Annotated in this window: 28 protein-coding genes; 6 read left to right on the top strand and 22 right to left on the bottom strand. The window is 59.6% G+C overall.

The window, feature by feature from the left end; all coding sequences use genetic code 11:
- The first annotated feature begins 7 nt into the window (after window positions 1–7).
- From ACYZT1_RS08925 to ACYZT1_RS08915, 3 genes are all read left to right on the top strand, one after another.
- Entirely contained in the window at window positions 8–832 is an 825-nt protein-coding gene (locus ACYZT1_RS08925) for an ion transporter (RefSeq protein WP_462018602.1), read from the top strand.
- 94 nt (window positions 833–926) lie between these two features.
- Window positions 927–1,925: a sulfate ABC transporter substrate-binding protein gene (locus ACYZT1_RS08920; RefSeq protein ID WP_462018601.1), complete on the top strand. Its 999-nt coding sequence runs from the start codon at window positions 927–929 to the stop codon at window positions 1,923–1,925.
- Between the two features lie 171 nt (window positions 1,926–2,096).
- A complete protein-coding gene (locus ACYZT1_RS08915) occupies window positions 2,097–3,302 on the top strand; it encodes an MFS transporter (protein WP_462018600.1) in 1,206 nt (401 codons plus the stop codon).
- A gap of 77 nt (window positions 3,303–3,379) precedes the next feature.
- On the opposite strand, the gene phnN is transcribed toward ACYZT1_RS08915, so the two are convergent.
- From phnN to ccmA, 11 genes are all read right to left on the bottom strand, one after another.
- On the bottom strand, window positions 3,380–3,976 hold the full coding sequence (gene phnN, locus ACYZT1_RS08910) for a phosphonate metabolism protein/1,5-bisphosphokinase (PRPP-forming) PhnN (protein WP_462018599.1): 597 nt from the start codon (window positions 3,974–3,976) through the stop codon (window positions 3,380–3,382).
- A gap of 101 nt (window positions 3,977–4,077) precedes the next feature.
- Complete coding sequence (locus ACYZT1_RS08905) at window positions 4,078–4,491, bottom strand: hypothetical protein (RefSeq protein WP_462018598.1); 414 nt, start codon at window positions 4,489–4,491, stop codon at window positions 4,078–4,080.
- Window positions 4,492–4,503: 12 nt separating this feature from the next.
- A complete protein-coding gene (ccmI, locus tag ACYZT1_RS08900) occupies window positions 4,504–5,706 on the bottom strand; it encodes a c-type cytochrome biogenesis protein CcmI (protein ID WP_462018597.1) in 1,203 nt (400 codons plus the stop codon).
- Complete coding sequence (locus ACYZT1_RS08895; RefSeq protein WP_462018596.1) at window positions 5,699–6,172, bottom strand: cytochrome c-type biogenesis protein; 474 nt, start codon at window positions 6,170–6,172, stop codon at window positions 5,699–5,701. The genes ccmI and ACYZT1_RS08895 overlap by 8 nt, the downstream gene beginning before the upstream one ends.
- Window positions 6,169–6,705, bottom strand: a complete 537-nt coding sequence (locus tag ACYZT1_RS08890) for a DsbE family thiol:disulfide interchange protein (protein WP_462018595.1) — start codon at window positions 6,703–6,705, stop codon at window positions 6,169–6,171. The genes ACYZT1_RS08895 and ACYZT1_RS08890 overlap by 4 nt, the downstream gene beginning before the upstream one ends.
- Entirely contained in the window at window positions 6,702–8,705 is a 2,004-nt protein-coding gene (locus tag ACYZT1_RS08885; protein WP_462018594.1) for a heme lyase CcmF/NrfE family subunit, read from the bottom strand. The genes ACYZT1_RS08890 and ACYZT1_RS08885 overlap by 4 nt, the downstream gene beginning before the upstream one ends.
- Window positions 8,706–8,708: 3 nt before the next feature.
- The gene (gene ccmE, locus ACYZT1_RS08880) at window positions 8,709–9,164 is read right to left on the bottom strand and encodes a cytochrome c maturation protein CcmE (protein ID WP_462018593.1); all 456 of its coding nucleotides are present in this window, start codon (window positions 9,162–9,164) and stop codon (window positions 8,709–8,711) included.
- Window positions 9,161–9,337, bottom strand: a complete 177-nt coding sequence (gene ccmD / locus ACYZT1_RS08875) for a heme exporter protein CcmD (RefSeq protein WP_064390881.1) — start codon at window positions 9,335–9,337, stop codon at window positions 9,161–9,163. The genes ccmE and ccmD overlap by 4 nt, the downstream gene beginning before the upstream one ends.
- Window positions 9,334–10,089 (bottom strand): heme ABC transporter permease, encoded by a 756-nt coding sequence (locus tag ACYZT1_RS08870; protein ID WP_462018592.1) that lies wholly within the window; start codon window positions 10,087–10,089, stop codon window positions 9,334–9,336. The genes ccmD and ACYZT1_RS08870 overlap by 4 nt, the downstream gene beginning before the upstream one ends.
- A 92-nt stretch (window positions 10,090–10,181) precedes the next feature.
- Window positions 10,182–10,850 (bottom strand): heme exporter protein CcmB, encoded by a 669-nt coding sequence (ccmB, locus tag ACYZT1_RS08865; protein WP_462018591.1) that lies wholly within the window; start codon window positions 10,848–10,850, stop codon window positions 10,182–10,184.
- Window positions 10,847–11,482, bottom strand: a complete 636-nt coding sequence (gene ccmA, locus ACYZT1_RS08860) for a cytochrome c biogenesis heme-transporting ATPase CcmA (protein WP_462018590.1) — start codon at window positions 11,480–11,482, stop codon at window positions 10,847–10,849. The genes ccmB and ccmA overlap by 4 nt, the downstream gene beginning before the upstream one ends.
- Before the next feature lie 198 nt (window positions 11,483–11,680).
- Here ccmA and fliK point away from each other — a divergent pair, with 198 nt between their 5' ends.
- Together fliK and ACYZT1_RS08850 are read left to right on the top strand one after the other, a co-directional pair.
- A complete protein-coding gene (gene fliK, locus ACYZT1_RS08855; protein ID WP_462018589.1) occupies window positions 11,681–13,255 on the top strand; it encodes a flagellar hook-length control protein FliK in 1,575 nt (524 codons plus the stop codon).
- A complete protein-coding gene (locus ACYZT1_RS08850) occupies window positions 13,252–13,581 on the top strand; it encodes an EscU/YscU/HrcU family type III secretion system export apparatus switch protein (protein WP_462018588.1) in 330 nt (109 codons plus the stop codon). The genes fliK and ACYZT1_RS08850 overlap by 4 nt, the downstream gene beginning before the upstream one ends.
- A 150-nt stretch (window positions 13,582–13,731) precedes the next feature.
- Here the strand turns inward: ACYZT1_RS08850 and ACYZT1_RS08845 are convergent, their stop codons facing one another.
- Complete coding sequence (locus tag ACYZT1_RS08845) at window positions 13,732–13,974, bottom strand: hypothetical protein (RefSeq protein WP_462018587.1); 243 nt, start codon at window positions 13,972–13,974, stop codon at window positions 13,732–13,734.
- Between the two features lie 340 nt (window positions 13,975–14,314).
- On the opposite strand from ACYZT1_RS08845, the gene ACYZT1_RS08840 reads away from it, so the two are divergent.
- Window positions 14,315–15,690, top strand: a protein-coding gene (locus ACYZT1_RS08840) for an IS3 family transposase (protein WP_462017490.1) whose coding sequence is annotated in 2 segments (ribosomal slippage) — window positions 14,315–14,785 and window positions 14,788–15,690 — 1,374 coding nt in all. Because the reading frame shifts where the segments join, the coding sequence is not laid out codon by codon here.
- Window positions 15,691–15,809: 119 nt separating this feature from the next.
- Here ACYZT1_RS08840 and ACYZT1_RS08835 read toward each other — a convergent pair.
- The 10 genes from ACYZT1_RS08835 to ACYZT1_RS08790 form a co-directional block, all read right to left on the bottom strand.
- The gene (locus tag ACYZT1_RS08835; RefSeq protein ID WP_462018586.1) at window positions 15,810–16,202 is read right to left on the bottom strand and encodes a DUF2802 domain-containing protein; all 393 of its coding nucleotides are present in this window, start codon (window positions 16,200–16,202) and stop codon (window positions 15,810–15,812) included.
- The gene (locus ACYZT1_RS08830; protein ID WP_007946765.1) at window positions 16,203–16,688 is read right to left on the bottom strand and encodes a chemotaxis protein CheW; all 486 of its coding nucleotides are present in this window, start codon (window positions 16,686–16,688) and stop codon (window positions 16,203–16,205) included.
- 71 nt (window positions 16,689–16,759) lie between these two features.
- Window positions 16,760–17,650, bottom strand: coding sequence for a CheW domain-containing protein (locus tag ACYZT1_RS08825; protein ID WP_462018585.1), 891 nt, complete (start codon window positions 17,648–17,650; stop codon window positions 16,760–16,762).
- 124 nt (window positions 17,651–17,774) lie between these two features.
- Window positions 17,775–18,563, bottom strand: coding sequence for a ParA family protein (locus ACYZT1_RS08820; RefSeq protein WP_462018584.1), 789 nt, complete (start codon window positions 18,561–18,563; stop codon window positions 17,775–17,777).
- A gap of 40 nt (window positions 18,564–18,603) precedes the next feature.
- On the bottom strand, window positions 18,604–19,497 hold the full coding sequence (gene motD, locus ACYZT1_RS08815; protein WP_462019212.1) for a flagellar motor protein MotD: 894 nt from the start codon (window positions 19,495–19,497) through the stop codon (window positions 18,604–18,606).
- 12 nt (window positions 19,498–19,509) lie between these two features.
- Window positions 19,510–20,250, bottom strand: coding sequence for a flagellar motor protein (locus tag ACYZT1_RS08810; RefSeq protein WP_462018583.1), 741 nt, complete (start codon window positions 20,248–20,250; stop codon window positions 19,510–19,512).
- On the bottom strand, window positions 20,250–21,395 hold the full coding sequence (locus ACYZT1_RS08805) for a protein-glutamate methylesterase/protein-glutamine glutaminase (RefSeq protein WP_462018582.1): 1,146 nt from the start codon (window positions 21,393–21,395) through the stop codon (window positions 20,250–20,252). Before ACYZT1_RS08805 ends, ACYZT1_RS08810 begins: the two co-directional genes overlap by 1 nt.
- A 51-nt stretch (window positions 21,396–21,446) precedes the next feature.
- Complete coding sequence (locus tag ACYZT1_RS08800; RefSeq protein ID WP_462018581.1) at window positions 21,447–23,708, bottom strand: chemotaxis protein CheA; 2,262 nt, start codon at window positions 23,706–23,708, stop codon at window positions 21,447–21,449.
- Window positions 23,709–23,755: 47 nt separating this feature from the next.
- Window positions 23,756–24,544 carry a protein phosphatase CheZ gene (locus tag ACYZT1_RS08795; protein ID WP_462018580.1) on the bottom strand — a complete coding sequence of 263 codons (789 nt, stop codon included), beginning with the start codon at window positions 24,542–24,544 and terminating at the stop codon, window positions 23,756–23,758.
- 22 nt (window positions 24,545–24,566) lie between these two features.
- A complete protein-coding gene (locus ACYZT1_RS08790; protein ID WP_024012118.1) occupies window positions 24,567–24,938 on the bottom strand; it encodes a chemotaxis response regulator CheY in 372 nt (123 codons plus the stop codon).
- Window positions 24,939–25,085: the final 147 nt, after the last annotated feature.

Below are 25,085 nucleotides of genomic sequence, written 5' to 3'. Positions count from 1 at the left end.
GGTTTCCATGGACAGCAATAAAAACTGGCGTGAAGAGCTTTACGTCATGGTTTTCCAGAGCGACACCAAGGCCGGCCGGCGCTTCGACGGCATCTTGCTGTTGATCATCCTCGCCAGCCTGGTCGTCGTGATGCTCGACAGCATCGACTCGATTCACCAGAACTACGCCGACCTGCTGGCGTATATCGAATGGGGTTTTACCCTCATCTTCATTATTGAATACGGCCTGCGGCTGTACTGTTCACCGAAGCCGCTGCGCTACGCGTTCAGCTTTTACGGGCTGGTGGATTTGCTGGCGATCGTCCCCGGCATCCTCGCGCTGTATTACGCCGACGCGCAGTACCTGCTGATCATCCGGATCATCCGGATGCTGCGGATTTTCCGCGTGCTCAAGCTCAGCCCCTATCTCAAGCAAGCCAATTACCTGATGTCGGCGCTGCGCGGCAGCAAGCAGAAGATCGTGGTGTTTCTGGTCAGCGTCTGCACCCTGGTGACCGTGTTCGGAACCTTGATGTACGTGATCGAAGGCCCGGAGCACGGCTTCACCAGCATCCCCAAGGGCATTTACTGGGCAATCGTCACCTTGACCACGGTAGGCTTCGGCGACATCGTGCCGAAGACACCCTTGGGCCAGGTCATTTCATCCCTGGTGATGATCACCGGTTACTCGATCATCGCCGTGCCGACCGGGATCTTTACCGCCGAACTCGCCAACGCCATGCGCGGCGAACAGCTGCAACACGATTGCCCGGTGTGCCGCAAAAACAGTCACGAGCATGGCGCGGCGTTCTGTTCTCGCTGCGGCAATGCGTTGTTCAAAAAACAGGAATAAGCAAAGTGCTTTTAAATCTTTAAGGGCCTATGCGGACACGGTTATAGTCGCTGGCAAATTGCCTCACCTTTACATTCAGAACAAGGATTGCGCGGTGAAAAAACTCTTTGGCGCCTCACTCCTGGCCGCTGGCCTGGCCCTGTCCAGTGTGGTTCAGGCTGCACCGACGCTGCTCAACGTTTCTTACGACGTGATGCGCGATTTCTACAAGGATTACAACGCAGCCTTCCAGAAACACTGGCAAGCCGAGCACAAGGAAAACATCACGGTGCAGATGTCTTTCGGCGGCTCAAGCAAACAGGCGCGCTCGGTCATCGACGGCCTGCCGGCTGACGTCATCACCATGAACATGGCCACCGACATCAACGCGTTGGCGGACAACGGCAAACTGGTCCCGGACAATTGGGTCACCCGCCTGCCGAACAACAGTGCGCCGTTCACCTCGGCCACCGTGTTCATCGTCCGCAAAGGCAACCCGAAAGCCCTCAAGGACTGGCCGGACTTGCTCAAGGACGGCGTGCAAGTGATCGTGCCGAATCCGAAAACCTCGGGTAACGGCCGTTACACCTACCTGTCGGCGTGGGGTTATGTGCTGAAGAACGGCGGTGACGAAAACAAGGCTAAAGAGTTCGTTGGCAAACTGTTCAAACAAGCGCCTGTACTGGATACCGGCGGCCGTGCAGCCACCACCACGTTCATGACCAACCAATTGGGCGATGTGCTGGTGACGTTCGAGAACGAGGCGGAAATGATTGCTCGCGAATTTGGTCGCGATCAGTTCGAAGTGATTTACCCAAGCGTCTCCGCCGAAGCCGAGCCGCCCGTGACGGTGGTCGACAAAGTCGTCGAGAAGAAAGGCACCCGCGCGGCAGCCGAGGAATACCTCAAATACCTGTGGTCGCCGCAAGGCCAGGAGATTGCAGCGGCCAACTACCTGCGTCCGCGTGACCCGGCAGTGCTCGCCAAGTACACCGATCGTTTCCCGAAAGTCGATTTTCTGTCGGTGGAAAAGACTTTCGGCGACTGGCGCACGGTGCAGAAAACCCACTTCAATGACGGTGGGGTTTTTGATCAGATTTACACGGGTCAGTAATTTTCAGATTCACGAAAGAGGCGACCGTTGAGGTCGCCTTTTTTATGGATTCACTCAGCGCCGCTCATTCCGCCGGGAAATAATTACTATCACTTCAAATTGACTTCTGCGATGCCGGACGGCGCTTTAACCTGCGCGCATTCCATTCCATACGATTCTGCGAGACACGTTATGAACCCAGCGATCCAGGTGCCCCACGGCGCGGCGACGATGACCAAGGGCATGGTGCTGTTGTTCGCCTTTTGCTGCGGCGCCATCGTGGCCAACATCTACTACGCGCAACCGATCATTGGTCTGATCGCGCCGGACATCGGCCTGACCAGCACCATGGCCAGCCTGATCGTATCGCTGACCCAGATCGGTTACGCACTGGGCCTGTTTTTCCTCGTGCCGCTTGGCGATTTGCTGGAAAACCGCCGACTGATGATCATCACTACGGTGATCGCGATTGCCAGCTTGCTCGGCGCGGCGTTCACCGATCAGCCCAACGTGTTTCTGCTGATCTCGTTGCTGGTGGGCTTCAGTTCGGTGTCGGTGCAGATCCTGATTCCCCTGGCTGCCCACCTGACGCCGGAGGAATCCCGAGGACGAGTGGTCGGCGGGATCATGGGCGGTTTGCTTCTGGGCATCCTGTTGGCGCGGCCGGTGTCCAGCGTGATAGCCGACCATTTCGGCTGGCGTGCGATGTTCATGATGGCTGCGGCATTGATGGCCGCGATCAGCATCGTACTGGCGATGACGATTCCACAGCGCCAACCCGATCACAGCGCCACTTATGGCCAATTGCTGGGTTCGCTTTGGACCCTGCTGCGCCAGCAACCGGTGCTGCGTCAGCGCGCGTTTTATCAGGGATGCATGTTTGCCTCGTTCAGTTTGTTCTGGACCGCCGTACCGCTGGAATTGGCGCGCAGTCATGGCCTGTCACAAACCGGGATTGCGATCTTCGCCCTGGTCGGCGCCATCGGTGCCATCGCCGCACCCATCGCCGGCCGACTCGCCGATGCCGGCCACACCCGCGTTGCTTCGCTACTGGCGCTGCTGTTCGCCAGCGTGAGTTTTCTGCCGGCGTTGATCCATCCGGTCTACAGCGTCATTGGCCTGGCGGTCACCGGCGTGGTCCTCGATTTTTGTGTGCAGATGAACATGGTCCTCGGCCAACGCGCGGTCTACGCCCTTGATGCCAAGAGCCGCGGTCGGTTGAACGCCCTGTACATGACCAGCATCTTCATCGGCGGTGCGTTCGGCTCTTCGATTGCCAGCGCGGTGTATGAGCATGGCGGCTGGTTGTGGATCGTGATTGTCGGCAGCGCTTTTCCGTTGCTGGCATTGGTGCGGTTCATGAGTGTTTCAGAGGAGCGTTCGCCCGCTGCCGCTTGAGAGGCGCCGAAGCTTTGCGAACCCTTCGGATCGCCGCCTTGCTCGCGCTAACGTTGAAGCGAGCGGTGCGGTGTGTTTTACAACGTGCGATCAGGAGGCATTCCCAGGTCGATTCGAGGTTTTCTGTCGAGGCAGTCGAGCAGGCGCTGCACCGATTGCTCCAGCGGTCCGGAATTATCGATTACGCACAGTGCCGGATCGTCATTAACGAGCAGGGATTCGCTGAACCGCGCATTGCGCGCCAGGCGCTGTTCGATGTCGGCGGCAGACTCGCGGCCGCGCGCCAGCAGGCGCTGACGCAATACCGCGTCACTCACCGTCAGCAACAGGACCAGCGCATCGGGATAGCGCTCTTGCGTAGCCGACAGATGACCGCGCGAGCCATTCACCAGCACGTCCTGCCCCGCCGCCAGCCAATCGTCAATTTCGCGGGGAATGCCATACGCCAGGCCATTGGCGTGCCAGCTCAGGGCGAACGCACCTTGCGCCTCCAGCTCGGCGAATTGTTGCGCGCTGACGCCGTGGGCGGACTCACCCACGGCTTCCGCCGAACGGGTGATCACTCGCCGCACAATGCGACAGTTGCGCTCCGTCAGCGTTGTCCGTGCGGCATCCAGCAGGCTGTCCTTGCCCGAACCTGAAGGTCCGATGAGATAGATCAACCTGCCCGCCATCAATAAACCTCTTTTGCTCAACGCAGAGCTGTTCAGTCCGCGATCAAAGTCGCGACCATAACAAAAAGGCGACCCGAAGGTCGCCTTTTAAGTATTGTTTGTTACTGCCCGAATTTGCGTCCCAACCCTCCCGGAACACCCTGAATATCCGTGTCCTCCCACGGGCCGTTCGGGCTGATCGAGCGGCTCCAGCCGTTGTTCCAGCGGTAGTAGGTGCGCTGGCGGTAGAACGTGTTGGTCTGGTCCTCCAGCACATACACCCCAAGCTTGGCGTCCCAATGGCTGTTGCCACCCGGTGGCGGCGCGAAGCTGGCAGAAGTGCGCGGCGCTGGCTTCGCAGGTTTGGCCGGGATGCTCGGCTTGCTCGGCGTCGGCGAGGTCGACGGCGTAGGTCTTGGTTGCGACGGTGGAATGGGCGGCATTGGCGATTGCACAGGCTCTGGCCGCTGGACCGCACACGCGCTTAACCCCAGGACCATGATGCTGAGCAGGGTGATACGAGCGATGGCCGTCATGAAGGTTTCCTGTTATTTGTCCGGGCTGTCGATAGTCAGTTTTTGCGCGGCGGTGCTGCTGCTGGCCAGGGGCTGGCTGCTACCGATCCACTCGCCGGCAGTGGGTTGGCCGGCGCGGGAAATGCGCGCAACGAGTTGGACTTCAGGGAAGTTGGACAGTTTCAATTGCGGCATCATTGCATCGGCATCACTTAGCTCGACAGTTGCCGGCAGGTCGGCCACGGTCAGGCGTTTGGCCGCGAGCGGCGCAGGTGGGCCGGAGGTGGCGCGAGCGAAGATGAACACGCTGTCGCCGGGTTGAACCTTGGCTTCAAGCTCCGGCGCAAGATCCACACGGACCTTGAGCCGCGCCGCGGCTTTGGCCGCTGGCGCTTCGGCCAGCTTGCCGCCACTGGCAACCAGTTTCTCGCTGGCCCGGGTGATTCCGCCCTGCAACGCGGCGCGGGAATTATCCTCCGGCGGTAATTGCGCCAGCAGACGGTTCCAGTAATCGATGGCGTCCTGATAACGCTCGCTCTCGAACGCGGCGATGCCAAGCAAGCCGAGGCTGGTGACTTCCTTTGAATCGGCTTTCAACGCTTCGTCGGTCAACGCCTGAACCTTGTCAGACCATTTCTTGCCGTCGGCGAAGTACTGCGCCTGCGCCCATTGCCCAAGCAATTCCGGCTGACGCCCGGCGAGCTTCACCGTGCGCTCGAAAATCTTCGCCGCATCGGCTGGACGATCCTGAGCCATGTAGGTGCGCCCCAGGAAGTACAGGCCCTCAGCAGAATCCGGCTGAGCCTCGACCGCGCGCTCCAGGCGACGGGTCATTTCTTCCATCGATTGCGGCGCCTGGGCGAATTCGCGGGTCAGCTCGACCTTGTCGCTCGCGCCGAAATGCAAATACAGCGCTAGCCCAAGGACCGGCACAAGAATCGCCGCCAGCAACGGCCAGGGTTTGCCCAGACGCGAGACACGCGGCGCTTCGACGCCCTCGGTATCAGCGAGCAGCTCTCGCGCCGCTTCGGCGCGACCGGTGTCTACCTGTGCGGTATCGAGCACGCCCTCTTCCTGCTGAGTCTGCAACTCGGCGACCCGCTCCTGATACAGCGCGACGTTGAGGGCCGTGCGATCCTCTTCAAGCTGCGCACGACGACCCCGCAGAACCGGAATCAGCAGAAAACTCAGGGCAATCAGAAGCAGCAGACCTGCAGCGAGCCAGAAATCAATCATTCTTGGTTTTATCCAACAGGTGGTCGAGGCGCTCGCGCTCCTCGGCAGAAAGCGAGTCCGGGGTGTCAGCACGTTGAATCCGGCGACGACGGACAATCACGGCAATGATGACAAAACCGCCCAGCAGCAAACCGGCCGGACCGAACCACAGGAAAGCGGTTTTGGCGTTCAACGCAGGCTTGTAGCGGACGAAATCGCCATAGCGGTCGACCATGAAGTCGATGATCTGCTGGTTGGACTTACCCTCACCCAGCATGCGGAAAATCTCTCTACGCAAGTCGGTCGCGATGGGCGCATTGGAATCGGCGATGTCCTGATTCTGGCATTTGGGGCAGCGCAGCTCTTTGGTCAGCTCGCGGAAACGCTCGCGATCACCTTCTTGCGCGAATTCATACGTATCGATAGCTGCATGGGCCATACCGGCGATGCTCAGGCCTAAAACAGCAGCGGCAATCCAGCGCTTCATGGCTTGGCCTCATCGACCAGCGCCTGATATTTGCCGGCAAGTTTTTCACGCCAGACCTGCTCGTCGATCACGCCGACAAACTTGTCGCGGATGATGCCTTTGGCGTCAATGAAAAAGGTTTCCGGAGCACCGTAAACACCGAGGTTCAGGCCAAGCGTGCCCTCGTCATCGCGGATATCCAGCTGATACGGGTTATGGAATTCAGCCAGCCACTTCAAGGCATCGGCGTTGATGTCCTTGTAGTTGATGCCGTAAATCACCACACCCTGCCCGGCCAGTTTGTTCAGCACCGGGTGCTCGACCCGGCAGGAAATGCACCACGTACCCCAGACATTGACCAGCGCCGGCTTGCCGAGGATGTCGGCGCGGGTCAGCGTCCTGTCGCCCTGCACCGCTGGCAGGGAAAACTCCGGGAACGGCTTGTTGATCATCGCCGAGGGTAATTCGGTCGGATTCAGATACAGACCGCGATACAGAAAAACAGCGACCAGCAGGAAGATTGCCAGCGGCAGCAACATCAACCAGCGTTTCATGCCGTGGCTCCTGTCATGCCCAGTGCTTCACGCACGCGGCTCTTCACCTTGACCCGATAACGTCGGTCCATCGCCGCCACCAGCCCGCCCAAACCGGTGAGTAACCCCCCGAACCAGATCCAGCGCACAAACGGTTTGACGTGAACGCGTACCGCCCAGGCGCCCCCGCCCAGCGGTTCGCCCAGCGCAACGTAAAGATCTCGGGTAAAACCGGCATCAATCCCGGCTTCGGTCATCACCGAATTCTGCACCGTGTACAAGCGCTTTTCCGGGTGCAGCACACTGATTTCCTTGCCATCGCGGATCACCCGCACCGTACCTTTGTCGGACGTGAAGTTCGGGCCTTCGAAGTGTTTGGCGCCCTCGAACACAAACTGGTAGCCGCCCAGGTCCATGGACTCGCCCGGCGCCAGGCGCAAGTCTCGCTCGGCACTGTTCTGACTCGACAGCACCACGCCCAGGGCGCACACGGCAATGCCGAGGTGAGCGATCTGCATGCCCCAATAGCTGCGGGTCAGCGTTGGCAAGCCTTTGATCAAGCCTTTGTGGCGGGTTTTGTCGAAGATGTCGCGCACGCCGGCGAGCAATACCCAGGCCGCGAGCATGAAGGTCGCAATCACCGCCCAGTTGAAATCGCCATACGCGATGCCTGCAACCACTGCCAAGGCGGCGCTGCCGAGCAACACCGGGGTCAGCATGCTCATCAGCCATTTGACCGGGGTGTCTTTCCAGCGCACCAGCATGCCGACCGCCATCACCATCATCAGCAACGCCATCAACGGAATGAACAACGCGTTGAAGTACGGCGGGCCGACCGACAGTTTGGCGCCCGTCATCGCATCGAGAATCAACGGGTACAGCGTGCCGAGCAGAATCATCGACGCCGCCACCACCAGCACCAGGTTATTGCCCAGCAACAGGGTTTCCCGTGACCAGAGGTTGAAACCGACGTGGCTTTTCACCACCGGCGCACGCAGGGCGAACAAGGTCAATGAACCACCGACCACAAACATCAGGAAGATCAGGATAAACACGCCGCGCTCAGGGTCGGAGGCGAAGGCGTGCACCGACGTCAGCACACCGGAGCGCACGAGGAAGGTCCCCAGCAGACTCAGCGAAAACGCGGCGATGGCCAGTAACACGGTCCAGCTTTTGAATACGCCACGTTTTTCCGTGACCGCCAGCGAGTGAATCAGCGCTGTGCCCACCAGCCAAGGCATGAACGAGGCATTTTCCACCGGGTCCCAGAACCACCAGCCGCCCCAGCCAAGTTCGTAATACGCCCACCACGAACCGAGCGTGATGCCGATACCGAGGAAGGCCCAGGCGACGATGGTCCATGGACGCGACCAACGGGCCCAGGCGGCATCGAGACGACCGCCCAAGAGCGCAGCGATGGCGAATGCGAAGGCGACCGAGAAGCCGACATAACCCATGTAGAGCATTGGCGGATGCACGATCAGGCCAATGTCCTGCAGCAACGGATTAAGGTCGCGACCGTCAGCGGGAATTTGCGGCAGGATCCGCGCAAACGGGTTGGAGGTGAGGATCAGGAACAGCAGGAATCCCGTGCTGATCATGCCCATCACCGCCAGCACCCGAGCCAGCATGACTTGCGGCAATTGGCGCGAGAACACCGAGACCGCGAAGGTCCAGCCGCCGAGAATCAACGCCCAGAGCAGCAACGAACCTTCGTGAGCCCCCCATACCGCGCTGAATTTGTAATACCACGGCAGGGCACTGTTGGAGTTGCTCGCGACGTAGTCGACCGAAAAGTCGTCGACCATGAACGCGTAAGTCAGGCAACCGAAGGCGAACAGCAAAAACGCGAACTGCCCCCAGGCGGCCGGCTGCGCAAGACTCATCCACAAGCGGTCGCCGCGCCAGGCACCGAGCAACGGCACCACGGACTGAACCAGCGCGAAACACAGCGCCAGAATCATTGCCAAGTGGCCCAATTCGGGGATGAACAGACCCGAGCTGTACAGTGCAGAACTCATCGGTTAGCCCTCTTTCACTGGAGCAGGTGCGGACATGCCGCTGTCTTTGAGGGCCTTGGTCACTTCCGGTGGCATGTATTTTTCGTCGTGCTTGGCCAGTACTTCGTCGGCCACCACCACGCCGTCGGCGTTTAGCTTGCCGAGGGCGACGATGCCCTGCCCTTCGCGGAACAGATCAGGAAGAATGCCGCGATAGCTGATGGTCACGGATTTGTTGAAGTCGGTGACGATGAATTTCACGTCCAGCGAATCGCCGGAGCGCTGCAGCGAACCCGCCTCGACCATGCCGCCGGCGCGGATGCGTGTGTCTTTTGGCGCTTCGCCGTTGGCGATCTGGGTCGGCGTGTAAAACAGATTGATGTTCTGTTGCAGGGCACTCAGGGCCAGGCCGACGGCCGCGCCGACACCGACGAGGATCGCCAGAATAATGATAAGACGCTTTTTGCGCAGCGCATTCACTTGCCGTTCTCCCGGCGCAGACGACGCGCCTCTTGTTGCAGATACCGCTTGCGGGCCAGGATTGGCGCCGCGACGTTGAAGGCCAGCACCGCGAGGCAAATGCCATAGGCTGACCAGACATACAGGCCGTGATGGCCCATGGCGAGAAAATCGCCGAATGAAGCAAAACTCATCGCGCGACCTCCAGGGCGTTCTGCACTTGCGCCTTCACCCAACTGGCGCGGGCTTCACGCTTGAGCACTTCGAGGCGCATGCGCAGCAACAACACGGCGCCGAAGAAACAGTAGAAACCTAACACCGTCAGCAGCAGCGGCAGCCACATCTCGGCGGGCATGGCCGGTTTCTCGGTGAGTGTGAACGTCGCGCCCTGATGCAGGGTGTTCCACCACTCCACCGAGTATTTGATGATCGGAATATTGATCACACCGACAATCGCCAGCACCGCACAGGCCTTGGCCGCGCTGTCGCGATTGCTGATGGCGTTGCCCAGTGCGATCAGACCGAAGTACAGAAACAGCAGAATCAGCATCGACGTCAGTCGTGCATCCCAGACCCACCACGAGCCCCACGTCGGCTTGCCCCAGATGGCACCGGTAACCAGCGCGACGGCGGTCATCCACGCACCAATGGGGGCCGCACATTGCAGGGCGACGTCGGCCAGTTTCATCTTCCACACCAGCCCGACAATGCCGCAGACCGCCAGCATCACGTAAATCGACTGCGCCAGCATGGCAGCGGGAACATGGATATAGATGATGCGAAAGCTGTTGCCTTGCTGGTAGTCGGGCGGCGCAAACGCCAGCCCCCAGACTACTCCGACGCCAATCAACAGCAAGGCGGCGACGCTCAGCCATGGCAGCATTTTGCCGCTGATGCCGTAGAACCATTTGGGTGAGCCGAGCTTGTGAAACCAGGTCCAGTTCATTGCTGTTTCCATCACGGTTGCCGCTCGTTGTCACAAGCAGTCAAGGGTCTGCTTTCTTGACGAGGTGGTCAAGAATTGAGCAGACCTTATTATTATTCGCCGACGCTGATCTTCAGGCCAGCCGCTATTGCAAAGGGTGTCAGGGTTATCGCCAGGGCGGTCAGGCTGCCAAGCCACAAGAGATAACCGGTCGCCGGCATGCCTTGCAAAGCCGCCTGCAAAGCGCCACTGCCCAGAATCAATACCGGGATGTACAACGGCAGAATCAGCAGCGCCAGCAACAGGCCGCCACGCTTCAAGCCGACTGTCAGGGCTGCGCCCACCGCACCGAGCAGGCTCAGCACCGGTGTACCCAGCAATAAAGAAACCAGCAACACTGGCAGACAGGCGGCAGGCAAACCGAGCATCAACGCGAGCAACGGTGCCAGCAACACCAGCGCCAGACCGGAGAAGGCCCAGTGTGCCAGCACCTTGGCCAAAACCAGAAGAGGCAGGGGGTGCGACGAAAGGACCCACTGTTCAAGGGAACCATCCTCGAAATCGCTGCGAAAGAGCCCGTCCAGCGAGAGCAGAACCGCTAAAAGTGCGGCCACCCAGACCAGCCCCGGAGACAAGGTTTGCAACAATTGAGACTCGGGGCCGACGGCCAACGGGAACAGCGCGACCACGATGGCGAAGAAAACCAGCGGGTTGGCCAACTCGGCAGGACGGCGAAACAGTAGCCGGGCTTCACGGGCGACCAACAGGCCGAAAACACTCATACGGCCCAATTCCCGAGGTCAAGTTCCCGATAACCGTCCGGCAACCGGGCCAGCGTGTGGTGGGTAGTCAACACCACCATGCCGCCGCGCTCGCAGTGTGCAGCCAAGTGTTCTTCGAGCTGCGCCACGCCTTGTTTGTCGAGGGCGGTGAACGGCTCGTCGAGAATCCAGAGCGGCGGGCTGTCCAGATACAAACGCGCCAGCGCCACGCGACGTTGCTGTCCGGCGGACAGCGTGTGACAGGGCACATCCTCGAAACCACGCAGGCCAACCGCAGCAAGCGCCTGCCAGATCGCTTCATGGGACGCCGGTTGATGCAGCGCGCACAGCCAACTGAGGTTTTCTTCCGGGGTCAGCAGGTCCTTGATGCCTGCCGCATGGCCGATCCACAACAGGTTATGCGCCAGTTCACTGCGTTGTTCCTGCAGCGGCAGCCCGTTGAGCAGCACCTGACCCGCTGTCGGCTGCATCAGACCGGACAACAGTCGTAACAGACTGGTTTTGCCACTGCCATTGGGGCCACTGACCTGTAACATCTCGCCACTGGCCAGTCTCAGTTCGAGATTTTCGAAGAGCAGCCGAAGGTCTCGCTCACAGGCAAGGGCAACGGTTTGCAGGACTGGACTGGTCAAGAGATCACGGGCCTTTACGGTTCAAGTCGGCAAGGGTGCGGCCGCTAAAGAGATGCAGGATAAATGCATTGGCGACCCGTTCCAGAGAGCTGCGTCAAACAAATGCGCTGTTTTTTAGCGCCCCGATGACAACGGGGCGGCATTATACATGCCATGCCCTACTCTAAAGAGGGCAATTTCTTCAGGTTGTGACCGCGTATGACAGGCGAAATGAACATCCTCCCGCTGCCGCCGACCACGCCCGCAAACGTGCGGCCGCAGGTCATCAGCGGCGAGTTCCTCAAGCTGCTGGCACCGATGGAGGGCTTGATCGCTGCCGGCCAGAGCGCCAAGGCTGAAGTGTTGTCCTTGAAGCAGGCGGATCAGACCTTTCAATTGCTGCTCAAGGTCACGCTGGACAGCGGGCGTCAGACCACCGTTCAAGCGACCAGCACGCAACCGCTCGCCCAGGGCACCAACTTCGCCATCACTCAGCCGTCTGCGGGAAACCTGGCTGTTACCGTGCAGCAAGCGATCGCCTCCAGCGTCGCCACCCTCACCCGAATCGACACCGCACAGCTGCCGGTTGGCACGCTGTTGCAAGGCAAAGTGCTGACGTCCCAGGTGTTGCCGCAGGTGCCGGGCCAGCCCACCGTATTTCGTTCGCTGGTGAGCCTGTTGAATACGGCGCAAGCCGGCAGCACGTTGAACATCGACAGCCCGACGCCGTTGCGCATCGGTACACTGCTCAGCGCACTGGTGCAGGATACGCACACCTTGAAATTCGTTCCGCTGGCCAACCGTCAGGAACAACTGGCGTTGACTCAGCAACTGGTTAGTCAGCAAAGCCGTCAGGGCTCGCTGGACGGGTTGCTCCGAGTCCTGCAAAGCTTGCCAGCGTCCGAGCAGACTCCGCGCGATCTGCGGGTTGCCGTCGACAGGCTACTCTCCGCTTTGCCCGACGTGCAGCAACTGAGCACGCCCAAAGGCCTGGCCCAGGCGCTTGCCAACAGCGGCGTGTTTCTGGAAGCCAGGCTGCTGGCCGGACAGAATCCGTCGCTGGCGCCCGACATGAAAGGCGATCTGCTCAAGCTCATCGCGCAGCTGTCCCCGGGCTTGCCGGCCAATACCAATCTGCAGGCCATCATTGCCGCCAATACGCTCGCGCAGACCATGCCGAGCTTCGTGCGCAGTGCCCTTGGCATGTTGGGTCAGGTCAGTGCCAAACCGCAGCCGGGCAGTTTTCCGCTGCCAGAGCGCATGCTGCAAAGTTCGGAGGGCGAAGGCGATCTCGAACATTTGTTGCGTCTGGCAGCCGCGGCCGTTTCACGCCTGCAGACCCACCAATTGTCGAGCCTTGAGCAAACCGGCGTGACGGATGACGGCCGGCTGATGAGCACCTGGCAGCTGGAAATCCCGATGCGCAATCTGCAAGACATCGTGCCGTTACAGGTCAAATTCCAGCGTGAAGACTCCCCCGAAAAGGAGCAGCCCAACGAACGCCGTGATGAGCGTGAACCCAAGCAGCAACTGTGGCGCGTCGAGCTGGCGTTCGACATGGAACCGCTGGGGCCGATGCAGATTCAGGCGCAGCTGATCAAGGGCAGCCTGTCCAGTCAGCTGTGGGCCGAACGGCCGTACACGGCAAATCTGATCGAAAGCAACCTCGCCGGATTGCGTGAAAGGCTGCTGGCCTCGGGCCTCACCGTCGGCGATCTCGATTGCCACCTCGGCACACCGCCGCAAGGCGCACACACCCGTCTGGAACAACGCTGGGTCGATGAAACCGCATGAGCACGTCCGATACTCCCCGCCAGGCCATCGCCCTTAAATACGACGGTACTCACGCGCCGACCCTAACTGCAAAGGGCGATGAGGCACTGGCCGACGAAATCCTGCGGATCGCCCGGGATTACGAAGTACCGATTTACGAAAACGCCGAACTGGTGAAATTACTGGCGAGGATGGAACTGGGGGATAGTATTCCGGAGGAGTTGTATCGCACGATTGCCGAGATCATTGCGTTTGCGTGGAATCTGAAGGGCAAGTTTCCGCAGGGTCACGATCCGGATGCGCCATTGATCGAGAAAGACATCACCGACCGCGGGGATGACTACTGAAAGTTTTAGCCCCTATCGCGAACAAGCTCGCTCCAGGAAATACAGGGAACTAACACGAAAAGTGTGGACACTGCTAATTCATTGCAGGCAAGTGCACGCATACTTTGAGCAGCCCCTCCTGTGCAGAAGAGAGGCTTGAAAACCTACTTTTTATTCCAGCTCAACGTCCTCGGCCACATAACCTGGGGCCCCGTTCGTCGCTAAAAAACGGACACGCTTGCCAAGCAGCGGCAACCCCTCAAACCACCCCACAAACGTTTTTTCATTAAATTTGTAAAGAATGCCATCGCGGTCATCCCTGATCGTGCCTTTTACGCGGGACAATGGCCAATCGGGATCTTCCGCTTCAAAAGAAACGATTACTCCAACAGTACGGTTCGGTAGGTTACTCATATAAAGCCCTCTAGTAGCGCTCAACATGTAGTTAGAGCGCATACATTAATAACAACAATTGAAGAGAGCATAATTAAACACGACCACCCGCCAAACGGACACTATCAGTTCTGATAGAAATAATTTCAGAAATAACAATAGACAATAGAAATACAAATTTAATGCAAGCCATGGGCTCTGCTGGACCTTGCAGGAGGGCCGCTGGCGAGTTTCGAATTCAAACAGAGTGGGGGCGTTACTGATGCGGGTTTTAGGAGACACTATCGCGGGCAAGCTCCCACAAGGGCTGTGAAGTGCGCCCCAGAAGTTGGACATCCAATCCAATCTCTGGGGTGTTTTCATGAGTCAGTACACATCGCAATTCAAGTTGTCTGCTATCACCGCTTTTCTCGAGCGAGGCAGAGGTTTTCGCTTCATAGCTGCCCAATTCCAGATGGACCCTACCTTGCTTCGCCGCTGGGTGGAGGCCTACCGGTTGCATGGTGATGCCAGCCTGAAGGTTCGCAGCAGGGTCTACAGCCCTGAGTTCAAACTCGGCGTTCTACAGCGCATGTGGCGAGACAAGCTGTCTTTACGTCGCGTCGCGGCCCTTTTCAATCTTGGCAACTCAAGCCAGGTGGGCAGATGGCAGCAGCGGTATTACAGTGGCGGCTTCGAAGCCCTGTCTGCAGGGAAAGGATTGAACACCGCCATGACCCTGCCACCTGACAAGATTCCTGACCCGACATCGCCAAGTGATGATGACCTTTCGCACGCAGAGTTGCTGATCAAGCTTCGCAAGCTCCAGGTGGAGAATGCCTGGCTAAAAAAGCTCAAAGAGTTCAGGGAGGAGAAGAAAAGGCAGGAGCAGGCGAAAGCCGTCGGCAAAAAACCACGCTAGTTACTGAGTTGCGAGAGCATTTTGCGCTCGATGAGCTGCTTGAAGCCGCCGACCTGCCACGCAGCACTTACTACTATCAAGCCAAGGCAATGGCGAGTGGAGATCGGTTCGCCTCACTGAAAGCCGCTATCCAGAGCATCCAGGCCACTCATAAGGGGCGTTATGGCTATCGTCGGATGACTGCTGCGCTACGTAACATCGGCCAGATGGTTAACAGTAAAACGGTGCGAAGGCTGATGGACGAATTGGGTCTCAAGTGCACGGTGCGCCCGAAGAAATACCGCTCATACCGCGGGCTGATGGGCGAAGCCTCGCCCAACACGCTGGCTCGCGATTTCGAGGCCGGGCAGCCGAATCAGAAATGGGTCACGGATGTCACCGAGTTCAAAGTGGCGGGTGAAAAGTTGTACTTGTCTCCGGTGCTGGATCTCTACAACGGCGAAATTGTCGCTTATCAGACCGCCACCCGGCCTCGCTATACCTTGGTGGGTGACATGCTGGAGAAGGCTCTGGAGCGGCTACCTGAGACTGCCAAGCCCCTGCTGCACTCCGATCAAGGCTGGCACTACCGCTACCCGGATTACCGGGAACGCCTGGAAAAAGCGGGCCTGGAACAAAGCATGTCGCGCAAGGGAAACTGCCTGGACAACGCGACGATGGAGAGCTTTTTTGGCACATTGAAGTCTGAATATTTCTACCGCGAGCGCTTCGACAGCGTGGCCCAGTTGCAAGCCGGGCTGGATGAATACATCCGTTACTACAACCATGATCGAATCAAGATGAAACTGGGCGGACTGAGCCCTGTAGCGTACAGGGCGCAGTTCGCGATAGCTTAGCCAACCGGTGTCCAGGTTTTGGGGCGCACTTCAGCTGTGGTGAACACAAGCTGTGTGACCACCACCGTTCCTGTGGGAGCGGGCTTGCCCGCGATGGCGGTTTCAGGACAATCGCGAAATCAGTTCTTGTGCATCTTGCGCATCAACTCGGCCTCGGCCTGGGTCAGGCCGCAGGACGCCGTCAGCTCGTCAACACTGGCACCCATCCCGACCAACCGTGCCGCCTGGGCAAACGACAGGCTCGACGGGTCGCGCTGTTCGAGCTGGGCCAATTTGTCCGGCAACGGCCCGACGATTGCGCGCAGCTCGTGCAGGCTTTCACCCATGCGCACGTTGCCGCTCTGATAATCGTCAACGCGCTTGGCCAGGTCCTTGATGCGCTGATCACGCAGCGCATCGCCCTCAGCCTGTTGCGCGGCAATCTGCCGCTGAGCGCGTATGTACGCCAGAAACTTTGCCAGCGTGCCTGCCCAAAGCAGGAACAGGACAATCACCGCTACCTCAAGAATCAATCAGATGTTCTCCAGATCCGACCATTCTTCTTCGCTCATCATCTTGTCCAGCTCGACGAGGATCAGCAGTTCGTTGTTCTTGTTGCACACGCCCTGAATGAACTTGGCGGATTCTTCATTACCTACGTTGGGTGCAGTCTCGATTTCCGACTGACGCAGGTAAACCACTTCGGCGACGCTGTCGACCATGATGCCGACCACTTGCTTGTCGGCTTCGATGATGACGATGCGTGTGTTGTCGCTGATTTCGGCATTCATCAGGCCGAAGCGCTGACGGGTGTCGATCACGGTGACCACGTTGCCGCGCAGGTTGATGATGCCCAGTACGTAGCTTGGCGCACCCGGAACCGGAGCGATTTCGGTGTAACGCAACACTTCCTGAACGCGCATCACGTTGATGCCGTAGGTTTCGTTGTCGAGCTTGAAGGTTACCCATTGCAGGATCGGATCTTCGGAGCCCTTTGCCGCTGTTGCCTTGTCATTCATACCTTGACCCCTCGAGAAACCGCACTGGCGGTGTGTTTCGTGCACGGGCAGTGGCTGCCCGTGCCTGTTTATCAGGTTGATTTAAGCGTCGGCTTGCTGCCGCCCATGTGCTTTGCCCCACCGCTGGCGATCAGTTCGGCCAGTTCGGAAACGTCGAGCAAGGCACACATGTGTTCGATCACCGTGCCAGCCAGCCACGGTCGTTGACCGCGATGGCTGCGCCACTTGATTTCGTTGGGGTCCAGACGCAACGAGCGGCTGACCTGATGCACGGCCAACCCCCACTCATAGCCCTGAACCGAAATAACGTACTGCAGGCCCTGTCGAAAATCATCGCGATAGCGGTCGGGCATGACCCAGCGCGCGGTGTCCAGCACTTTCAGGTTGCCGGCCTGACTCGGCAGGATTCCCAAGAACCAGTCCGGCTGGCCAAACAGCGGCGTCAGCTCGTGGCCGGCCAACGAATAAATCGAACCCAGGCACACCAGCGGAACGGCGAGCGTTAAACCGGCGACATCGAACAACAGGCATTCGAACGGCTCGGCGGCCCAGGCCGGTCGACCGTTGTTCGCTACCGGAGGCGGCGTATTGCTCGGCGGCAGGTGCACTTCGACAACCGCGGGCACCAGGGTTTGCAGCAGCGGCGCGATGGTCGAAACAGACGACAGAACCGGTGCGGGTGCTTCTTCGATGATGACCGGCGCTTTGGCGACTGCGGCCAGCACTGGCGCAACAACAGGGGCGGCCGCCATTGCAGGTTTGCGCGCATCGCGGGCCTGTTCTTCGAGAACTGCTGCCTGGAATTCATCCAGTGCGCCCTCCTCCTCGACGACCTCGACCGGCTCAGGCGCAGCATCGATTGCTGGCGCCACCCACTCTTCGGTCGCGTCCATCAACAGGTTGTCCAGATAAGACTGGAGCGCCAATTGCGGACGTGAAGTGACCTTCAACGGCTTGCTCATGAGCACGCCCCTGTAGGAGCGAGCTTGCTCGCGAAAAACTGTCTGAAAACGCGGTCACCCAGACAGCGCGCGTTATCGTTGTCGTCCATCGCGAGCAAGCTCGCTCCTACAGGTAATGATTTCATCAAGCCACCTGCGGGACGAGTTGAGCCGTCAGCATGTGCTTGAGCAACGCACGATACGCCAGCACACCACGGCTCTTGCCATCGAACTGCGAAGGCGTCACACCGGCACGGCTGGCATCGCGAAGACGGGTGTCGACCGGAATGTAGCCTTGCCAGATCTCTTCCGGGTACTTGTCGCGCAACACCCGCAACGTCCCCAACGACGCCTGTGTGCGACGGTCGAACAGGGTCGGCACGATGCTGAACGGCAAAGGTACCTTGCGTGAGCGGTTGATCATCGCCAGGGTATTGACCATGCGCTCCAGACCTTTGACCGCCAGGTGTTCGGTCTGCACCGGAATCACCAATTGCTGACTGGCCGCCAAGGCATTGACCATCAACAGTCCGAGCAACGGCGGGCTGTCGATCACGGCGTAATCGAAATCCTGCCACAGCTGCGCCAGGCTCTTGGCAATCACCAGGCCCAGCCCACTCTGGCCCGGCGACTGGCGCTCAAGGGTGGCCAGCGCGGTGCTCGACGGCAACAGGGAAATACTGGCGTGGCTGGTGGGCAGCAGCAACTGACCGGGCAAACCTGCGGGCACGCTGCCTTTGTGCAGGAACAGGTCGTAGCTGCTGTGTTCGAGGCTGTCGGGGTCATAACCGAAATAGCTGGTCATCGAGCCGTGGGGGTCGAGGTCGACCACAACCACGCGCTTGCCCGCCTCGGCCAGTAGCCCGGCCAGAGCGATGGAGGAAGTGGTTTTACCAACACCACCCTTTTGATTGGCGACTGCCCAGACTCTCATTCGGATTGTTCCACCCGGTCGGGGTGACCGGGAAAATAGCTCAACGTGTTAATGCGGGTGACGGAGAATTGACGGCGCTCTCTCGTCCCGGCGACTTGACCGGGGTCGGTGCAGTTTGTGTGCCAGCCCGCTTCAGTGCGGCGTCCGGTCGCGCATGAGCGGTACCGGTGCCGGTCAGACTGCGACGAACATCAAGATTGCGCGACACCACCAGCACCACGCGCCGGTTGCGCGCGCGGCCGTCGACCGTGGCATTGTTGGCCACCGGTTGAAATTCGCCGTAACCCACCGACGCCAGTCGACCCGGGTTGACGCCCTGCATCGCCAGCATGCGCACGATGCTCGACGAACGGGCCGAGGACAATTCCCAGTTGGTCGGGTATTGCGCGGTGCGGATTGGTTGATCGTCCGTGAAACCTTCAACGTGGATCGGGTTGTCGAACGGTTTCAGGATCGCAGCCACCTTGTCGATGATGCTGAATGCCATGTCGCTGGGCATGGCGTCGCCGCTGCCGAACAACAGGCTGGAATTGAGTTCGATCTCGACCCAAAGCTCGTTGCCGCGAACGGTCATCTGATTGGACTTGATCAGGTCACCAAACGCGGCGCTGATGTCATCGGCAATGCTTTTGAGCGGGTCGCTCGCGCCGGAGATACCGGCGTCGATCTGCTCGCTGTCCTTGACCAGCGGTTTGGCCGGGGTCACGGACAACGGACGCTCATCCCCTATCGGAATCGGCTTGAGCGCGCGATCGGCGTCGTTGAACACGCCGACCAAGGCTTGCGAAATGACCTTGTACTTGCCTTCGTTGATCGACGAAATCGAGTACATCACCACAAAAAAAGCGAACAGCAACGTGATGAAGTCGGCGTAGGAAACCAGCCAGCGTTCATGGTTTACATGTTCTTCACGATGCCTGCGTCGAGCCACGATTCACTTCCTCCATCAATCCATGAAGCCCTGAAGCTTCAATTCGATAGAGCGAGGGTTTTCACCTTCGGCGATCGACAAAATGCCTTCAAGCAACATTTCGCGGTAACGCGACTGGCGCAAGGCAACGGACTTGAGTTTGGCGGCAATCGGCAGCAACACCAGGTTGGCACTGGCCACACCATAGATAGTGGCGACGAAGGCCACGGCAATACCGCTGCCCAGTTGCGAAGGGTCGGCCAGATTGCCCATCACATGGATCAGCCCCATCACCGCGCCGATGATGCCGATGGTCGGCGCGTAACCGCCCATGCTTTCGAAAAATTTAGCGGCTTCGATGTCGCGACTTTCCTGGGTGTAAAAATCCACTTCCAGAATGCTGCGAATCGCTTCCGGTTCGGCGCCATCAACCAGCAACTGCAGGCCTTTGCGCGAGTAACTGTCAGGCTCGGCGTCGGCCACACTTTCCAGACCCAGCAAACCTTCCTTGCGCGCGGTGAGGCTCCAGTTGACGACACGATCGACACCGCCGGCCAGGTCCACGCGAGGCGGGAACAGAATCCAGCCGACAATCTGCATCGCCCGCTTGAAGGCGCTCATCGGCGATTGCAGCAAGGCGGCGCCGACGGTCCCGCCGATCACGATCAACGCTGCCGGTCCGTTGGCCAGCGCGCCAAGGTGACCGCCTTCGAGGTAGTTGCCACCAATGATGGCGACAAACGCCATGACGATGCCGATCAGGCTCAGTACATCCATCAGATACACGCCTCGACCAGGTGCCGGCCAATGTCGTCGAGCCCGTAGACCGCGTCGGCCAGCTCGGCTTTGACGATGGCCATTGGCATGCCGTAAATCACGCAGCTCGCTTCATCCTGAGCCCAGATCGCGCTCCCGCCCTGCTTGAGCAGACGCGCACCTTCGCGACCGTCGGCCCCCATGCCGGTCAACACCACTGCCAGAACCTTGTCACCGTAAGACTTGGCGGCGGAACCGAAAGTGATGTCCACGCACGGCTTGTAATTGAGGCGTTCATCGCCCGGCAGAATCTTCACGGCGCCACGGCCGTCGATCATCATCTGTTTGCCACCCGGCGCCAGCAGCGCCAGGCCAGGACGCAGAATGTCGCCATCCTCGGCTTCCTTGACGCTGATGCGGCACAGCTTGTCCAGACGCTCGGCGAAAGCTTTGGTGAACGCCGCCGGCATGTGCTGGATCAACACGATCGGGGCCGGGAAGTTGGCCGGCAGTTGCGTCAACACCCGTTGCAACGCTACCGGCCCGCCCGTCGACGTGCCGATGGCAACCAGTTTGTAGGCTTTGCGTTTCGGCGCCGGGGACGACGGACTGGCCGCAGGCGCACGGGCCGGCATCGGCGCAGGAGCCGGAGCCGGAGCCGGTCGTGCCGAGGCGCTGCCGGTGTAACTGTTGCCGGCGCTGGCGGGTGCCGGCGCGACGACCGGTGCAGCCACCGGGGCCGGGGCGCTGTAGGTATTAACGCGACGGTTACTGCGCGAAATGCTCAGAATTTTTTCGCACAGCAGTTGCTTGACCTTTTCCGGATTGCGCGAGATGTCTTCGAAATTCTTCGGCAGGAAATCCACCGCGCCGGCGTCCAGCGCATCCAGGGTTACGCGGGCGCCTTCGTGGGTCAGTGAGGAAAACATCAGGACCGGCGTCGGGCAACGCTGCATGATGTGACGCACGGCCGTGATGCCATCCATCATCGGCATTTCGTAGTCCATGGTGATCACGTCGGGCTTGAGGGCCAGCGCCTGATCGATGGCTTCCTTGCCGTTAGTCGCCGTGCCGACGACCTGAATGTTTGCATCCGCTGAAAGAATTTCCGAGACGCGGCGGCGAAAAAACCCCGAATCGTCCACCACCAGGACTTTGACTGCCATAAAAACTCCGTTAGGCGGGGGCGAGGCTTTGATCGCCCCGCGCCCCCAGAATCAAATACGCCGTGCGGCGTAACGCTTGAGCATGCTCGGCACATCGAGAATCAGCGCAATACGGCCGTCACCGGTGATGGTGGCGCCCGACATGCCCGGGGTTCCCTGAAGCATTTTGCCCAATGGCTTGATGACCACTTCTTCCTGACCCACCAACTGATCGACGACGAAGCCGATCCGCTGAGTGCCCACCGAAAGGATCACCACATGGCCTTCACGCTGCTCTTCATGAGCGGCGGAGCTGACCAGCCAGCGCTTGAGGTAAAACAGTGGCAGTGCCTTGTCGCGCACGATCACCACTTCCTGACCGTCGACCACGTTGGTGCGCGACAGGTCGAGGTGGAAGATCTCGTTGACGCTCACCAGCGGGAACGCAAACGCCTGGTTGCCGAGCATGACCATCAGCGTCGGCATGATCGCCAGGGTCAGGGGGACCTTGATGACGATCTTGGAGCCCTTGCCCTTGGTCGAGTAGATATTGATGGTGCCGTTGAGCTGGGCAATCTTGGTTTTCACCACGTCCATGCCCACGCCACGTCCCGACACGTCGGAGATTTCGGTCTTGGTCGAGAAGCCCGGCGCGAAGATCAGGTTGAAACAGTCCGACTCGCTGAGACGGTCCGCTGCATCCTTGTCCATCAGGCCTTTCTTCACGGCGATGGCGCGCAGAACATCAGCGTCCATGCCTTTGCCGTCGTCGGAGATGGACAGCAGGATGTGGTCGCCTTCCTGTTCAGCGGAGAGAATTACCTTGCCGCTGCGAGGTTTGCCCATCGCTTCGCGTTCGGCCGGCTCTTCGATACCGTGGTCGACCGAGTTGCGCACCAAGTGGACCAGCGGATCGGCCAGGGCCTCGACGAGGTTCTTGTCGAGGTCGGTTTCTTCGCCGACCAACTCCAGGTTGATCTCTTTCTTGAGCTGGCGAGCCAGGTCGCGAACCAGACGCGGGAAGCGCCCGAAGACTTTCTTGATCGGTTGCATCCGCGTTTTCATGACCGCGGTTTGCAGGTCAGCGGTGACCACGTCGAGGTTCGACACCGCCTTGGACATGGCCTCGTCGGCGCTGTTGGCACCCAGGCGAACCAGGCGGTTACGCACCAGCACCAACTCGCCGACCATGTTCATGATTTCGTCAAGGCGTGCCGTGTCGACCCGTACGGTGGTTTCCGCTTCGCTGGCCGGTTTGTCCGCAGGCGGCGGCGCTGGAGCACGGGCCGGCGCTGCAGCAGCGGGCTTCGGTGCTTCGGCTTTCGGCGCAGGCGCTTTGGCGACAGGCGTCGCGGCTTTGGCCACGGGTGCGGCCACTGAGGAAGCAGCCGGACCGGTGCCGACTTCGGTGAACTTGCCTTTGCCGTGCAGTTCGTCCAGCAGCGATTCGAACTCGCTATCGGAGATCAGATCGCTGCCGACCGCCGCAGCGGTCGGAGCCGCCGGTGTCGGTAACGAGGCAATCGCCGAATCAAGTGCATCGACGGCGAAGTTGCCTTTGCCGTGCAACTGGTCGAGCAGTGCTTCGAATTCGTCGTCGGTGATGTCGGAACTGTCGCCCGCCGCTTTTGGCGCAGCCGGGGCGGCCGGTGCAGCAGGTGCAGCAGGTGCAGCAGGTGCGGTGACCGCATCGATGGCGAACTGACCTTTACCGTGCAACTGATCCAGCAACGATTCGAATTCGTCGTCGGTGATTTCATCACTGGCAGCAGCCATAGGCGCAGCAGGCGTAGGAGCAGCAGCGGGCGCCTCGGCCTGGGCCTTGACGGCGTTCAGCGAGTCCAGCAGTTGTTCGAATTCGTTATCGGTGATGTCTTCCGATTCGCTTTCGGCAGCCGGCTCTGCAACAGCGTCAGGCGCAGCCTGTGCCACCTCATCGGCGCTCTGCGGCTCGGCCAGGCGAGCCAGCGCCGCCAGCAATTCAGGCGTGGCAGCCGTGATCGGGCTGCGCTCGCGGACTTCGGTGAACATGCCGTTCACCGCGTCCAGTGCTTCGAGAACCACGTCCATCAGTTCCGAGTCGACACGACGTTCACCCTTGCGCAGGATGTCGAAGACGTTCTCGGCGATGTGACAGCACTCCACCAGCTCGTTGAGCTGGAGGAAGCCGGCGCCTCCTTTTACAGTGTGAAAACCGCGAAAAATTGCATTGAGCAGATTCGCATCATCCGGTCGGCTTTCCAGCTCGACCAGCTGTTCGGACAGCTGCTCTAGAATCTCGCCGGCCTCAACCAGGAAATCCTGAAGGATCTCTTCATCGGCGCCGAAGCTCATTAAGGGGGGTGCTCCTACAGGTCTAAAAACCTAAAAAACCTAAAATTCTAAAACCCTAGGCTGGATAGCAAATCGTCCACATCGTCCTGACCGGACACAACGTCTTCTCTTTTATCGGCATGGATCTGCGGACCTTCACCCTGAGAGAGATGTTTTTGCGGATCTTTTTCTTTGTGCATGGCTTCACGGTCATGTTCGATGCCCGCAAAGCGGTCCACCTGACTGGCCATCAGCACAAGCTTGAGCAGGTTGCTTTCGACTTCGGTGACCAATTGGGTCACCCGCTTGATCACTTGACCGGTGAGGTCCTGATAGTCCTGAGCGAGCAGGATGTCGTTGAGGTTGCTCGACACCACACGGTTGTCCGCACTGCTGCGTGTCAGGAAATTGTCGACGCGCCGGGCCAGCTCGCGGAACTCTTCAGCCCCGACTTCGCGACGCATGAACCGTCCCCAATCCGCGCTCAGCGCCTGCGCTTCATCGCTCAGACCATTGACCAGCGGCGTGGCGTTTTCCACCAGGTCCATGGTGCGGTTGGCCGCAGCCTCGGTCAGCTTGACCACATAACTCAAACGCTCGGTGGCGTCTGTTATCTGGGACACTTCCTCGGCCTGGGGCATGTGCGGGTCAATCTGGAAATTGACAATCGCGCTGTGCAGCTCGCGAGTGAGTTTGCCCACTTCCTGATACAGGCCGCGGTCACGGGTCTGATTGAGCTCATGGATCAATTGCACCGCGTCGCCGAACTTGCCTTTTTCAAGGCTTTCGACCAATTCGACCGCGTGTTTTTTCAGGGTCGATTCGAAATCGCCCTGTGAAGATTCGTTGTTGTCCATAGCTCCCCCGTGGCGCCGTTTCTCAACCGATGCGTTCGAAAATCTTCTCGATCTTGTCTTTCAACGCCTGGGCCGTGAAGGGCTTGACCACATAGCCGTTGACGCCGGCCTGGGCCGCTTCGATGATCTGCTCGCGCTTGGCTTCAGCGGTGACCATCAGCACCGGCAGGTGCTTGAGCTTTTCATCGGCGCGCACGTGGCGCAGCAGGTCGATACCGGTCATGCCAGGCATGTTCCAGTCCGTTACCAGAAAGTCGATGCTGCCGCTGTTGAGAACCGGAATGGCGGTGGTGCCATCGTCAGCCTCGACCGTGTTGGTGAACCCAAGGTCACGCAACAGGTTTTTTATGATCCGCCGCATCGTTGAGAAGTCATCAACGATGAGGATTTTCATGTTCTTGTCCAATTCGACCTCCAAGCAGTCTTAAACACGCCCAGCACCTGGACGCGCCACTTCAATCAATCCGGCAAACACTCGATGACTGTCTGGAGCACAGCAGATCGCGACCGGCGCGGTTCAACACCACACCAGCCACGTTCG

The organism is Pseudomonas sp. PB3P13, from assembly GCF_054897735.1.
Note: the sequence above shows the minus strand (reverse complement) of the source record. Positions and strands in the feature narration are given on the sequence as shown.

What these genes read in the sequence shown, in the direction of transcription:
- ACYZT1_RS08925 (WP_462018602.1), top strand. Translation starts at nt 8, where the DNA reads ATGGACAGCAATAAAAACTGGCGTGAAGAGCTTTACGTCATGGTTTTC.
- ACYZT1_RS08915 (WP_462018600.1), top strand. Translation starts at nt 2,097, where the DNA reads ATGAACCCAGCGATCCAGGTGCCCCACGGCGCGGCGACGATGACCAAG.
- phnN (WP_462018599.1), bottom strand. Translation starts at nt 3,976, where the DNA reads ATGGCGGGCAGGTTGATCTATCTCATCGGACCTTCAGGTTCGGGCAAG.
- ACYZT1_RS08905 (WP_462018598.1), bottom strand. Translation starts at nt 4,491, where the DNA reads ATGACGGCCATCGCTCGTATCACCCTGCTCAGCATCATGGTCCTGGGG.
- ccmI (WP_462018597.1), bottom strand. Translation starts at nt 5,706, where the DNA reads ATGATTGATTTCTGGCTCGCTGCAGGTCTGCTGCTTCTGATTGCCCTG.
- ACYZT1_RS08895 (WP_462018596.1), bottom strand. Translation starts at nt 6,172, where the DNA reads ATGAAGCGCTGGATTGCCGCTGCTGTTTTAGGCCTGAGCATCGCCGGT.
- ACYZT1_RS08890 (WP_462018595.1), bottom strand. Translation starts at nt 6,705, where the DNA reads ATGAAACGCTGGTTGATGTTGCTGCCGCTGGCAATCTTCCTGCTGGTC.
- ACYZT1_RS08885 (WP_462018594.1), bottom strand. Translation starts at nt 8,705, where the DNA reads ATGAGTTCTGCACTGTACAGCTCGGGTCTGTTCATCCCCGAATTGGGC.
- ccmD (WP_064390881.1), bottom strand. Translation starts at nt 9,337, where the DNA reads ATGAGTTTTGCTTCATTCGGCGATTTTCTCGCCATGGGCCATCACGGC.
- ACYZT1_RS08870 (WP_462018592.1), bottom strand. Translation starts at nt 10,089, where the DNA reads ATGAACTGGACCTGGTTTCACAAGCTCGGCTCACCCAAATGGTTCTAC.
- ccmB (WP_462018591.1), bottom strand. Translation starts at nt 10,850, where the DNA reads ATGAGTGTTTTCGGCCTGTTGGTCGCCCGTGAAGCCCGGCTACTGTTT.
- fliK (WP_462018589.1), top strand. Translation starts at nt 11,681, where the DNA reads ATGACAGGCGAAATGAACATCCTCCCGCTGCCGCCGACCACGCCCGCA.
- ACYZT1_RS08850 (WP_462018588.1), top strand. Translation starts at nt 13,252, where the DNA reads ATGAGCACGTCCGATACTCCCCGCCAGGCCATCGCCCTTAAATACGAC.
- ACYZT1_RS08845 (WP_462018587.1), bottom strand. Translation starts at nt 13,974, where the DNA reads ATGAGTAACCTACCGAACCGTACTGTTGGAGTAATCGTTTCTTTTGAA.
- ACYZT1_RS08830 (WP_007946765.1), bottom strand. Translation starts at nt 16,688, where the DNA reads ATGAATGACAAGGCAACAGCGGCAAAGGGCTCCGAAGATCCGATCCTG.
- ACYZT1_RS08825 (WP_462018585.1), bottom strand. Translation starts at nt 17,650, where the DNA reads ATGAGCAAGCCGTTGAAGGTCACTTCACGTCCGCAATTGGCGCTCCAG.
- ACYZT1_RS08820 (WP_462018584.1), bottom strand. Translation starts at nt 18,563, where the DNA reads ATGAGAGTCTGGGCAGTCGCCAATCAAAAGGGTGGTGTTGGTAAAACC.
- ACYZT1_RS08810 (WP_462018583.1), bottom strand. Translation starts at nt 20,250, where the DNA reads ATGGATGTACTGAGCCTGATCGGCATCGTCATGGCGTTTGTCGCCATC.
- ACYZT1_RS08805 (WP_462018582.1), bottom strand. Translation starts at nt 21,395, where the DNA reads ATGGCAGTCAAAGTCCTGGTGGTGGACGATTCGGGGTTTTTTCGCCGC.
- ACYZT1_RS08800 (WP_462018581.1), bottom strand. Translation starts at nt 23,708, where the DNA reads ATGAGCTTCGGCGCCGATGAAGAGATCCTTCAGGATTTCCTGGTTGAG.
- ACYZT1_RS08795 (WP_462018580.1), bottom strand. Translation starts at nt 24,544, where the DNA reads ATGGACAACAACGAATCTTCACAGGGCGATTTCGAATCGACCCTGAAA.
- ACYZT1_RS08790 (WP_024012118.1), bottom strand. Translation starts at nt 24,938, where the DNA reads ATGAAAATCCTCATCGTTGATGACTTCTCAACGATGCGGCGGATCATA.